This window comes from Chryseobacterium soli (genome assembly GCF_000737705.1).
Classification (GTDB): Bacteria; Bacteroidota; Bacteroidia; order Flavobacteriales; family Weeksellaceae; genus Chryseobacterium; species Chryseobacterium soli.
This window is the reverse complement of sequence record NZ_JPRH01000001.1, coordinates 100,940-112,705: the sequence shown is the minus strand read 5'-3', so window position 1 is coordinate 112,705 and position 11,766 is coordinate 100,940. Positions and strand designations below refer to the sequence as shown.

Here is an 11,766-nt window from a genome sequence, read left to right as displayed (position 1 = left end):
TGTTGTAAATTTTGCGCGGGTATTTTTAATAAAGTAAAGAACTATTTCTGGGAAGATAAGCCACATCACATTTAAAACCGCTGAGGAATCTTTTAGGAAAAGATGAGATTTCCAAAAAAAGTAATTTCAGGAAGAAACTTTAAAAAAGATCTTTCCTGAAATTGATATTATATAGTCCTGAACGTATACTTCGGTAATCTGTAAACAGATATTTTGTGATCATTCCCCATTTCCGTAAAAGAGGAGCATTAGCGATCTCAAAACTTCGGTATACTCTTTTTATATGGACCTTAATTTCTTTAGGAAGTGTGGCTTCGTGCTCTGCCCAATGGTTTACTTCTTTCCAAAGTACGACTCTTGTCGTAGCGGGTTTTACTTCTCCGGAATCTACTTTGGTGATTCTGTTGTTCTCGTGTACACCTCTGATAGCAACTGCTTTATCCAGAACTCCGGGATATAAGTTGAGGTAATAAGATAACCGGAATAAAAATTCGGTATCCTGATGAAGTTTCAGATGAGTTTTAAAGAAAAATTCCATCTTTTTTAAAGCGCTTTTTCTTATGGTTAGGGCATCAATACTGAAAAGGCCAAAAGTTCCTCTCATATTAAGCTGTCCCGGGAAAACATCTTTAGGTTCATGCTTTTTATAAACGGTAGTTAGGCGGTCTCCAAATACTCTGTAATACTGTTCCTTTGCTTTTTCGGAATAGTAATGAACTCCTATGGCGCCGTAAACTCCTTCAACCGCTTCATTTTTAAAAAGTTCTTTTTCTGCATCGAACCGATTGGGAAGATAATAGTCATCAGCATCCAGAAATGCAATGAAATCTCCTGTTGCATTTTGTATCCCTAAATTTCTGCTGGCTCCGGCTCCATGGTTGGCTTTGTCGGGATGTTGATAGAGCTTTACCCTGCTGTGTTTTTCTGCGAGTTCCTGGCAAACCAGCAATGCATTGTCCGGAGATTTATCCTCGACTAGAATCACCTCATAGACTTCTTCAAATTGGAGAGCTGATTCTACCGCCTGAGAGACAAATTTTTCAGCGTTGTAAACGGGAACTATTATGGAAATTTTCATTGGTGTCAAGCTGTGCTTTTAATTGTCAATAATTGGCTATTTTTTCTCTTAATTTCTGTAGAATGTTAAGCCTTATGTTCTGATGAGCCTATTTCTTAAATATTTTTTTTGCAATAAGGTTCAATACAAAAGGAATTCTGCCAATATTATGCTGAAGTGTTTTGAAACTGTCTATTGTAAACCTTGTTTCTTCAGTCATTCCATATTCTGAAAAGTCTACTGTAGATATTGCTTTATGTTTAAACGATTTATTCATTAAATTAAATTGATGAACAATCTGAATATACATCTCTTTGCTGTCTTCTACAGAGAAATTCTCATAATCACGGTAGCTGTTGTGGGCTCTTTCTTTGAGCATGGTTTTAAACCTATCAGTGCTTTCTGCCAAGCTCACAAATGGATTGGCGACAGCATTATAAGCCTTTACCAAAGCTTTGTGTTCCGGTAAAATGGTAAGCTGATATCCTCTTCTTAAATCGATGACAAGATCATGGATAGGTTTAAAGTGCTCCTGTACCGTCTTTACATAATCCTTATGGAGCATATCATCGTTATCAAGTTCAGCGGTAATGACGAATTTTGTATCCGGAGTAAAGAACTGTGGAATCACTTCTACAGCCTTAACTTTCATATCGTCGAAATCCTGTACAAAAACAGGTTTGAATGTCGGATATTCTTCCGCTATCTCGGTTATAATTTTTCTGAATTTATCAGAAGTATTGATATCAAAAAAAGGAAGCCAGATAAAGTTCTGATTAGTCTGGTTTTTATAAGAAGGAAGAACATACGTTCTGAATAGTTTGAACCGGTCGTCCAGCCATTCTTCCGTGAGAGGTTTGAATCCTGAACGGGTCTCGTCCCAACCTTTTGTTGGAACATTGAATCTTGTCATTATGATATGTACGAACTGACTCATCTAAACAAATTTATTAAAAAGTTATATATTCTGTATGGTTTGCTGCTGTATATCCTCTCCAGTTTTTGTTCATAGAAATTCTTTCTATTTAAGAGCGCAATATAGCTTGGGAAAAATTCATGAAAGAGCTTCTTGTGTTTTTCATAAACCGCGTGGTAAATGATCTCTTTTTTGTCGTTATTTCCAACGATCTCTTTGATCATAGATGTTTCGGGATGTGATCTGTAGTTGAAAACAGTATAATCTATTTTGGTAATAGGTTTTTCTCTGTTAGCATCTATCAGCTGGATCCAGAATTCCCAGTCTTCAAAGCCATGTCTTAATTTTTCATCAAAGATGATTCCTGCATCAAAATATTTTTTGGGAAACATAGACGTACAGTATAATTTATTCCCTAAAAGAAGTTCTTTAAGGGTGAATTTTTCCTGTAAATTAGACTTTTTGTTGGTGCTTCCGAAAGTTACTGTATCCGAGAAAACGATTAATGTTTCCGGAGTCTGATTAAAAACCGCGATCATTTTTTCTAAGGCAAGCGGATTCAGTGTATCATCAGCATCCAAAGGCAGAATATAATCTCCTGAAGCATTTCTGATCCCTGTATTTCTTGCTCCGGGCAAGCCTTTGTTTTCTTGATATATATATCGTACTTTTTCGTTTTCGAGCTTGCGGGATACCGTTTCAGTATCGTCCGTAGAACCATCATTCACGATGATGCATTCCCAGTTGGTATACGATTGGTTATTAATGGATTGAATGCATTCTTCCAGATATTTTGCATGATTAAAGCACGGAACAATGATGGATACTTTATTTGCCATTACCTATTTTTTTTATTCTAAAAAAGATCATTACAATAGTTTTAAAAACGTTGATATCCGTATGTAGTAGCTGCGAAAGCAGTATGTTTTTGATGGAAAGAAAAAATCTCCATCCGTTTTTTGTAATCATTTTCAGGAAGGGGAATCCTGATTAAGGTGGTTTCGAACATTTGTATAATTTTTATTGAGGGATATAAAAAGTGAATGTACATAAGCTGTTATTCTGATGCAGAATTCACGGTCGTAAAGTTACAATTTTTCTTGTAGTAAACAGGGAACACTGATTTTCAAGAAAAGACCTGTTTGATTTATTTTTTATTATAAATAAGCTGAATATAATTTTTTTAAATAGTTTTCTGATGATATTCCGGTAAAGAATTCTTTTGTCAGCGGGCTGAATTCAATCGTATAAAAAGAACCTTCATCGGTATTTTCGTACACTGCATTTTTGTCAAGGTGTTTTTCCAGTTGAGACAGAATTTCTGAAAGCGAATACTGGTAAGGGAAGGCCAGATTCACAATTTCATTGGTAAGGCTGTTAAGATAACGATCTGCAAATAAGGCAATATCATGTATGCCGATCAGGATTCTTCCTGCATTGCTGTGAAGGGTGAATGGCGTTTCCGATACAATTGCGTTTTTGAGAAAGTTGATTAATGTATTAGGGTTTCCTCCTTTTCCTACAGCATTTCCCACCCTGAAAATCACAAAATCGGTACAGTTTTTAACGATGAAATTTTCAATATTTAATTTATGGATAACGTAGGGACTGTTTGTTTTTGTGGGATCATAAATACTGCATGTTGAAAAATAGACCAGCTTTTTATCAGGATATTTTTCAACGTTAGTTTTTAAAAGAGTAAGCTCTCTTTCAAATTCAGAAGGATTTTCTTCCAGGGAATTTGATACTCCGGAAGCAAAACAAAGAATGTTATCTCTGTCGTAATTCCTTAAAGCATTTGCTAATAAACCATTTCCAATAATCATCAATAAATTTTTTTCTAATTAAGCCATTTTATCATGACTTATATTTGTCTGTTTAAGTTTTTGAGCATCATTTTCTGAACAACATTATAAAGCCTCATAAGCTTGATATGTAATCATTCATGGGAATATTTGATTTTCAAAAGGGGATTATAAGTATTTAAAAATTTTAAATAATCCAAGTCTGTTTCCTAGTTTTGCCCATCTTGAATTTTTTACACGGCCTAATGTATTGGTGACGTGCTCATACTTTCTTTTGGAAACATAATTCTGAACAAAAAGATCTTCTATATTAACATTTCTTCTTTCAGCCATTTTAATCAGGGCTACCCAATGCCAATACAAAGCCTTCTCGGTATTTTTATTGGTGGAAATTCCGTTATTGTGAATTCTGTACAAATACAGATCTTCATCGATATACTTAACAGGCGCGACTTCACACATTTTCATGTACCAGTCTTTATCTTCAGCAATCTTTAAAAACGTATCAATACCGGATGTCTGATTGTATGTCTTCTTTTTAAAAGAGGCAAAATGTGAAATCTCACCATTAAAATTATAGTAAGATTGATCCAGTTCTGTGATTTGTTTTCCTTTATGTACTGATTTTGGGTTTAAATGTTCATCACAAAATATCAAATTCGAGTATACCAGGCCTGCTTCTTTATTTTCTTCATGGGTTTTCAGAACGATTTCCAATGCATGAGAAACCAATGCATCGTCAGGATCCAAAAAACCGCATATTTCAGCTTCTGACAGTTCTATTAATCTTCTTTTGGTATATCCGATTCCCTTATTTCCTTCGTTTTGGTATATTTTACACCGGGAATCATTTTGAGTAATCTGTTTGATGATGCCAAGCGAGTTATCAGTCGATCCATCATCTAAAATAACAGCCTCCCAATCTGTTTCAGTCTGGGAAAGTAAACTCTGATAGCATTTTTCAAAAAAATGACCATTATTATAATTGGCAATAAGTAGGCTGAATTTACTCATTTATATCGTGTTTATGTAACGTTTTTTTCAGGGTTTCCAAATAGGCAAAACCATTTTTTCGGTCAGGCTCCAGGATATTTCCTTCTGCCCACTCATTCCAGGATTTGATGATTAAAAAAGGTTCCGGATATTTTTTATCTTCCAGGTATTCTACGGCTTTTTCTATTTGTTTTTCAAACAGTGCCGGCGAATTATTATCCAGTATAATTCCTCTGTAACCGCTTCTGGGGGTATTATCCCAGTTGGGCAGTATGCAAGGGAATGTAGGAATATTCTGTTCTTCAAATTTCAGATCATTGACGACTAATTCTGCATTCTGCATTCTGACCTGCTGCTGTTTTTTTCGCTTAATTCCAATCAGTCCTTTGATCCTGTTTTTATAATACTTATAGTGTGATATATATTCTTTGGCTTCAATGTAAGGGCCCCATGCTTTTTGAAATGCATTGGAAATCTTGCCGTTATATCCCAGCGATTTATAATCAAGGAGATCATCACGAAGTTTATTGGAAGCCATAATGTACAGGTCATCAAAGCCATTTTTCTTGGCAAGTTCTCTGAATTTCGAAATATAGTAAGGATCACCTTCATGTAAGTGATTGGGATCATAGATAATAAAAACCGGTTTATTATCCACTTTTATATACCTGTCGTCTTTAAAGAAAGGTAAAAGATATTCAAAATGAGCAATCAGGTCCTTTTCATCAGGATACACCTGTTCTGCTAATATTTTTTCCGACAGGCCATGCCATATTCCCGACCATGTTTCATTGGCCCAGCAGAAGCAGAAAGGGAAGTCGGGTTTTCCCGTCTCCAATACGTCTTTTGCGATACGCTCTAATAATTGCTTGCTGTTTCCGAACCAATAGTGATAATAGATAAACCCATGTACCCCATAGTCTTTTGCCATTTGAGCCTGCTGTTCTCTGACTTCCGGGAGACGAAGGTCATAGTATCCCAGATCTGCAGGGTATATCGGCTGATCATGTCCTTCAAACAAAGGTTTTGCTTTTGCGACGTTGGTCCATTCGGTAAAGCCTTTGCCCCACCATTCATCATTTTCCGGAACAGGGTGGTACTGAGGGAGATAAAATGCTAATGGTTTTATTTTTTTCATCATTGATTCAAAAATAGTTTTTTAACGACTTCCAGATATTTTCTTCCAAACTTTTGGTCAGGTTCCAGGTGATTACCTTCTGCCCATTCATTCCAGGCATTGATAAAAATGAAATTCTCTTCCTCAGAATACGGTGTGAAATCAGACTTGATTTTTGAAAGCCAATCCTCAAAATACTGCGGTGTGGAATTTTCAAGGACTAACGTTGGATTTTTACCTCTTCTGGAAGTATTGTCCCATCCGGGTACAACAGATGGAAAGATTTTACAATGAAAATCCTTCTGAGGAGTTAAGTTTCCTCCCATCCATTGATAAGGAACGGAATTGTATGTATTCTCTGTTATTTTTTTACCAAGACGCCCTTTAATTTTATCTATAATCCCTTTTTCAGGTTTCCTGCTTCTTTCCTGAATTTCTTTGAAAACACTTTTTCTGCGTATTCCGAAAGGTTCAAAGTCAATGACAGCATCAAAACCATCTACTAACTGATCCCAGTCTTTCTGATAGGAAAAGCCCATATGGCAGATATACAATTCCAATCCAGTTGCTTTTGCTTTTTCACGCCAGCACTTAATGGTTTCTTGTACATTGGGAAGAATATTAGGCTTGTAAATGACAATAATTGGCTTATTATTTACCTTGATATATCTTGGGTCCTTCATAATAGGAAGCAGAAAATCAATGTGGTCTTCGTCATCCTTAACCGAGTATTTTTGTTCAATGAGAACTTCATGATCGTTGCCATCCCAGCGTCTGGTCCAGTTTTCGTTTGCCCAGCATAGCATGAAAGGTAAATCTTCTTTTGGATTTTTTAATTTTCTGTCAACAGGCTCATTCATTAATCTTTTCCCATTAAACCAGTAGTGATAATAACAAAAACCATAAATTCCATATTCTTTGGCCAGAAGTTCCTGCGCCATTCTTGCCTCCTCCAGTCTTAAGTCGTAAAAGCCTAAGTCGGCGGGAAGATGTGGCTGATAATGGTTGTCAAATAATGGTTTTGCTTTGGTTACGTTCGTCCATTCTGTAAAACCTTTACCCCACCATTCGTCATTTTCCGGGAAAGGGTGGTATTGAGGCAGATGAAGGGCAATAGGCCTTATTTTTTTCATAATCAGTTTTCTAATGTTTTTATTATTTTGGCGGGAATTCCTGCAATGATAGAGTTTTTTGGAAAACTTTTGTTTACTACAGAGTTCGCTCCAATAATAGAATTTTCGCCGATGGTAACCCCCGGAAGAATGCATACTCCTTCGCCAATCCATACATTATCTTCAATAATAACGGGACCTTTGGAATGTAAAGGCCTCATAGCAGGGATGTTTTTAAGATCATCACCGGTTATATTTCCGTGGGTATGGTCCGATATATATATTCTGCTCGCCATAAGTACGTTATTTCCTATGACGATTTTATCTATAGCACCAATATGAACATCAGAATTAAAGATTACATTATCACCAATTACTATTTCAGGCGTGTATTTTTCTCCTCTGAAATTATCCCACGCTTCTAATCTTAAGTTATATAAAGACATTAAATTTTTACCTATCGATATGTATTCAGGACTTTTTATATAAAAGACATCCGGAAGGTTGGAGTTGGCGCCAAATTTTTTAAAATTGTTTCTGGCCCAAGCATTATTTCTTGCCTGCTGCTGGGCTTTATATGTGCTTGAATTCAGCACTTTGCTTAGAAATTTTACAATATATTTTTTTAAAAAATTCATAATTTATTTGTTATATGGTAATACAGCAATTTTATAAACTGAATTTTACTTTCTTTGAACGTTTTTTTATAGTAACGTAATCTGTAATCAGGAAATATTTTAAACTTTTCGCTACTGGATAAAAATTTATTTAAAGTATTATCAAACAACGGATTATAGAAGTTTTCAGATTCTAACATTAAATCATTGAATGTTTTATAAGAATCGTATACTTCCTCTCTCTTTTCAAGAAATTGCATTGGATTTTCATCCATGAAAATCTTTTCTAATCCTGTAGCGAATTCTTCTTCGCTAATCATTAAATCGGTATAAGATACTTCCCTGTCTCCCTTTTTGTGTTCCCTAGAGAATTCATCTACTAATGTATTTAAATTATTAATGTTTTTGAAGGTATCCGATTTATAGAGCAGATCTTTTAAATCATTAAAAAGGCTTTCCGGAGATACGTAGGCAAAGACAGGTATATTGGCTGCTACAGCTGTTTGTGTCATTAATGCTCCCGTAAATGGGAATGTAGAGATATAATAATCTACCCTCTGCATAATTTCATATAAATCATACCGGTCACCAATTAAAAATATTCGGTCGTTTAATTTATTATCATTAATAAATTTAGTGATTGCGGCACCATTGCCACTGCCGGCAAGGACGAAAATCAAATTTTCATCAAGTTGTAATAACTTATGGATTGTTTCGAAAAATTCTAAGCGGTTTCCTAAAACTTTATAATAAGTACTTCCTGAAAATATGATTTTTTTTCCTTCTTTTTCAAAATTGAAACCTTGGAATTCAGACTTCGATAGAATAGGATAGTACGGAAGTATTTTATTTTTACTACTTGGGATATTCCTTAGTTGCTCAGACAGATTTAATCCATAGGAACGGAATTCGATATTCACATCGGTGATGTCCACACCAAGCCAAAAGGTATGGTCTGTTAAATTTATTTGATACCGCTTAACTCCTTTTATTTTATAGAAAACCATATAGGCTATAGTATCCCAAGGAATTAAATGCATTAATATATGTTCTGGTTTTTCAGTTAATAGAATGCTGAATAAGCTTTCGCATAGTTCTATTCTGTTATTACCCTCCAGATAATAAACGGCTTTATTATCATAATTTTCGATTTCAGCTAGAATAGCTTCATTTTTATAATGTCTGTTTTTATTCTCAAATACAAGGACGATTCGTTTATTTAGCCTTTGTAATGCTCTTAAATATTGTTGTGTAAGACCTCTATTGTCAAATCCAAAATAATCATAGAATAAAACGACATCTTGCTTAGGTTGTATGATTTCTGTTTTGAAAATAGAATCAGCAATCTCTTTCAAAGAATCTTCCAATTCTTTGTCGTATAAAGTATCGTGGAAACAATAATTATATTGAAGATTTGAAGATAGTTCCACAAGTCTTAATGCCAAGTCGAAATTCTTTTGACTTAGAGATTGTTTTAAATTCTTTTTCAGAATTTTATCTACTTGAATAAGTTTCTTATTTGAAATCATTTAAGGCTGAGATTATTTGACTTATTTCTGGTTCGCTCATTACGGGAGAGATGGGTAGACTTAATATTTCCTGATGGATTTTCTCACTGATTGGATATGATAATTCATTCCATTCTTTGTAAGCCTCTTGCTTATGTGGTGGAATAGGATAATGGATTAAAGTCTGCACACCGTTTTCTGTAAGATAATTCTGCAGACGATCTCTGTCATGTGTTCTTACTACGAAAACATGCCAGACATGCTCATTTTGGTCAGTTGGGTTTTCAGGAAGGATTATCTTTGGATTTGATATCTCCGAAATATATCTTTTAGCAATGTTTCTTCTTATAGTATTTTCTTCGTCTATGTATTTTAGTTTAATATCCAAAACTGCAGCCTGAATTTCATCTAATCTTGAATTCAGTCCCTGATAAATGTTAACGTATTTTTGATTGGAACCATAATTGGCTAAAGCTCTGATCGTTTTCGCCAATTCATCATCATTGGTTGTAATGGCTCCTGCATCTCCCAAAGCGCCTAAATTTTTCCCAGGATAAAAACTGAAACCGGCAGCATCACCTAAATTTCCTGTCTTTTTATCATTCCATTCTGCACCGATCGCCTGAGCATTATCTTCGATGATTTTTAATTGGTGTTTTTCAGCAAGAGCCTTCAATTCTTCGGAGAAAACAGTTCTTCCATACAGATGCACAATTAAAATGCCTTTCGTTTTTGAAGTTATTTTGTCTTCAATTTTCTTTATATCAATGTTATAATTATCAATATCAGGTTCCGCAAGAACAGGAACCAAATGATTGTCAGAAATAGCAAGAATAGAGGCGATATACGTATTTGAAGGAACTACAATCTCATCACCTGGATTCATGACTCCCATTTCGATATAGGCTCTAAGAATAAGGCGCAGTGCGTCTAATCCGTTGGCAACACCAATGGCATGGGTTGTACCTATATATTCAGAAAGATTTTTTTCAAAAGCGGCAAGGTCATTACCCATTAGATACCAACCGGAACGGAATGTCTGTAATAATCTGTTTTCTATTTCTTCCTGATGTCTTAAATTGATTTTTTGAAGATCTAAGAATTTTATCATTTGCTGTTATTAAGTACTGTAATGTTAAACGTTATATTTAGTATTAGAATTTTTTTTAAAAAAAATTACAACAATTATAAAAGTAAGAATAAATATTAAACCATATATAATTGAATTGGCTGTTGATAGCCACGGACCCTGGAATTGAAAATAGTTTTGTGCGGGAAATTCAAAAAAATGCTTTTGTATTAGGGCTTTATCTAAAAAGCCTTCAGGTGTATTAATCGTGTACCAGAACCTGGACCACAATAATTGAAATGTAAAAATACCGGTTAATTGATAAATAGTAAAACGCACTTTTTTAATCGCATCTAAAAGTATAAAAACGATAAAAGGGAGAAATTGTAAGAATTGTCTTGTTTCAGTTCCTAAGATGAAAAATGCAGAAAATAAAACTATTATAATTTTCAGAAAAGGATCTGAATGTTCTGCGGCATAAGAAAATAGTTGTTTGCGAAAATATAAGATAAAAATAACAAACAATCCATAGTATATAAAATGAGTAATCAGGAATTTCAGTGGAAATGAAAAAGCCTGAAATATTAAGTTAAATAAAAAGTTTTCTGAAGAAAGAGGAGCTCCATCTCTGAAATTAATACTCAGAAATTTACTTATTAATACAAATAGTATAATAATAGCTGTTGAAATAATGAACAAAGGAGATAGAATTCCCTTTATGTTTAATACAATATTGTTGAATAGCCTTATCATATGTTTGATTGCGAAAAAAATAAAACAATTCAATAATATAAATGTCAGTGGAATTAAGAATAGGCAAGATTGTACGGGATAATCTCCCTTTGCAGTACTTACGAAAAGCTTATAGTGCGAATACAGATAAAAAAGCTCAAATATAATACATAACGAAAAAATTGAATATAGATATCTGTTAAAATGCTTTTCTAGATTCAAACCTTTCTCATTAAAAATAATGATATTGGATGCCACAGCTGCTATTGCAATTAAGAAAGTGGTCGGAAAGATAAACATGGAGATGAGTAATATTGTAAAAAACATTATTCTGTTTTTTACAATATGATAATAGTATAAAATCATTCCCGTGGTAAAGCCAAACAAATCCATTAAAATAGGATAGTAGTTTGAAAATTTAAGCACAAAAAAATTAACAAAAAGAAAACAAAAGCCAATTATACTCACAGCTGGGTTGTAGTTTTTCGTTTTCACAATTTTGTAGTAATAATATAAAGCGATGATAATGGTTAGCCAATTAAGGATTGTGAAAACCATTTGGATATTGTCCAAACTATATTCAATACCAAACAATTGATGGATAAAATGGGCTATCCCAGGAATGAATAATCTGGAAATATAATAGGGATTGAAGCTTTGTTCTGAAAGGTTTTTCGAGAAATTTTTTATTATTTCAATGTAATTTCTTTCATCAAAAATACTTACATACTTAGCTGGAAGTCTGTCATTTGATAAAAAAGAGGATATTAGACACAATAAAAAAACACTTATTATGTAATATATGGGCTGTATTTTCTTAAATATATTCAGCATAATAAA

General features: G+C 34.0%; 11 protein-coding genes. All 11 read right to left on the bottom strand.

The window, feature by feature from the left end; translation table 11 throughout:
* Positions 1–139: 139 nt before the first annotated feature.
* Positions 140–1,078 carry a glycosyltransferase family 2 protein gene (locus tag IW15_RS00520; RefSeq protein WP_034708392.1) on the bottom strand — a complete coding sequence of 313 codons (939 nt, stop codon included), beginning with the start codon at positions 1,076–1,078 and terminating at the stop codon, positions 140–142.
* Positions 1,079–1,166: 88 nt separating this feature from the next.
* Positions 1,167–1,994: a glycosyltransferase gene (locus IW15_RS00515; protein WP_084681340.1), complete on the bottom strand. Its 828-nt coding sequence runs from the start codon at positions 1,992–1,994 to the stop codon at positions 1,167–1,169.
* Complete coding sequence (locus IW15_RS00510; protein ID WP_034708388.1) at positions 1,991–2,812, bottom strand: glycosyltransferase family 2 protein; 822 nt, start codon at positions 2,810–2,812, stop codon at positions 1,991–1,993. Before IW15_RS00510 ends, IW15_RS00515 begins: the two co-directional genes overlap by 4 nt.
* 318 nt (positions 2,813–3,130) lie before the next feature.
* Positions 3,131–3,799 (bottom strand): NAD-dependent epimerase/dehydratase family protein, encoded by a 669-nt coding sequence (locus IW15_RS00505; RefSeq protein ID WP_034708386.1) that lies wholly within the window; start codon positions 3,797–3,799, stop codon positions 3,131–3,133.
* A gap of 147 nt (positions 3,800–3,946) precedes the next feature.
* Positions 3,947–4,792: a glycosyltransferase family 2 protein gene (locus IW15_RS00500; protein ID WP_051881664.1), complete on the bottom strand. Its 846-nt coding sequence runs from the start codon at positions 4,790–4,792 to the stop codon at positions 3,947–3,949.
* Positions 4,785–5,912 (bottom strand): glycosyltransferase WbsX family protein, encoded by a 1,128-nt coding sequence (locus IW15_RS00495; protein WP_051881662.1) that lies wholly within the window; start codon positions 5,910–5,912, stop codon positions 4,785–4,787. The genes IW15_RS00500 and IW15_RS00495 overlap by 8 nt, the downstream gene beginning before the upstream one ends.
* A complete protein-coding gene (locus IW15_RS00490) occupies positions 5,909–7,021 on the bottom strand; it encodes a glycosyltransferase WbsX family protein (RefSeq protein ID WP_034708385.1) in 1,113 nt (370 codons plus the stop codon). Before IW15_RS00490 ends, IW15_RS00495 begins: the two co-directional genes overlap by 4 nt.
* Before the next feature lie 2 nt (positions 7,022–7,023).
* Positions 7,024–7,638 carry a DapH/DapD/GlmU-related protein gene (locus IW15_RS00485; RefSeq protein WP_084681339.1) on the bottom strand — a complete coding sequence of 205 codons (615 nt, stop codon included), beginning with the start codon at positions 7,636–7,638 and terminating at the stop codon, positions 7,024–7,026.
* Positions 7,635–9,146 (bottom strand): glycosyltransferase, encoded by a 1,512-nt coding sequence (locus IW15_RS00480; RefSeq protein WP_034708384.1) that lies wholly within the window; start codon positions 9,144–9,146, stop codon positions 7,635–7,637. Before IW15_RS00480 ends, IW15_RS00485 begins: the two co-directional genes overlap by 4 nt.
* Positions 9,133–10,236 carry a DegT/DnrJ/EryC1/StrS family aminotransferase gene (locus IW15_RS00475; RefSeq protein WP_034708382.1) on the bottom strand — a complete coding sequence of 368 codons (1,104 nt, stop codon included), beginning with the start codon at positions 10,234–10,236 and terminating at the stop codon, positions 9,133–9,135. The genes IW15_RS00480 and IW15_RS00475 overlap by 14 nt, the downstream gene beginning before the upstream one ends.
* 24 nt (positions 10,237–10,260) lie before the next feature.
* Positions 10,261–11,760 (bottom strand): hypothetical protein, encoded by a 1,500-nt coding sequence (locus IW15_RS00470; RefSeq protein WP_034708380.1) that lies wholly within the window; start codon positions 11,758–11,760, stop codon positions 10,261–10,263.
* Between the last annotated feature and the right edge of the window lie 6 nt (positions 11,761–11,766).

Excerpts from the sequence above, each read along its gene's own strand:
- IW15_RS00520 (WP_034708392.1), bottom strand. The coding sequence starts at position 1,078 with ATGAAAATTTCCATAATAGTTCCCGTTTACAACGCTGAAAAATTTGTC.
- IW15_RS00515 (WP_084681340.1), bottom strand. The coding sequence starts at position 1,994 with ATGAGTCAGTTCGTACATATCATAATGACAAGATTCAATGTTCCAACA.
- IW15_RS00510 (WP_034708388.1), bottom strand. The coding sequence starts at position 2,812 with ATGGCAAATAAAGTATCCATCATTGTTCCGTGCTTTAATCATGCAAAA.
- IW15_RS00505 (WP_034708386.1), bottom strand. The coding sequence starts at position 3,799 with ATGATTATTGGAAATGGTTTATTAGCAAATGCTTTAAGGAATTACGAC.
- IW15_RS00500 (WP_051881664.1), bottom strand. The coding sequence starts at position 4,792 with ATGAGTAAATTCAGCCTACTTATTGCCAATTATAATAATGGTCATTTT.
- IW15_RS00495 (WP_051881662.1), bottom strand. The coding sequence starts at position 5,912 with ATGATGAAAAAAATAAAACCATTAGCATTTTATCTCCCTCAGTACCAC.
- IW15_RS00490 (WP_034708385.1), bottom strand. The coding sequence starts at position 7,021 with ATGAAAAAAATAAGGCCTATTGCCCTTCATCTGCCTCAATACCACCCT.
- IW15_RS00485 (WP_084681339.1), bottom strand. The coding sequence starts at position 7,638 with ATGAATTTTTTAAAAAAATATATTGTAAAATTTCTAAGCAAAGTGCTG.
- IW15_RS00480 (WP_034708384.1), bottom strand. The coding sequence starts at position 9,146 with ATGATTTCAAATAAGAAACTTATTCAAGTAGATAAAATTCTGAAAAAG.
- IW15_RS00475 (WP_034708382.1), bottom strand. The coding sequence starts at position 10,236 with ATGATAAAATTCTTAGATCTTCAAAAAATCAATTTAAGACATCAGGAA.
- IW15_RS00470 (WP_034708380.1), bottom strand. The coding sequence starts at position 11,760 with ATGCTGAATATATTTAAGAAAATACAGCCCATATATTACATAATAAGT.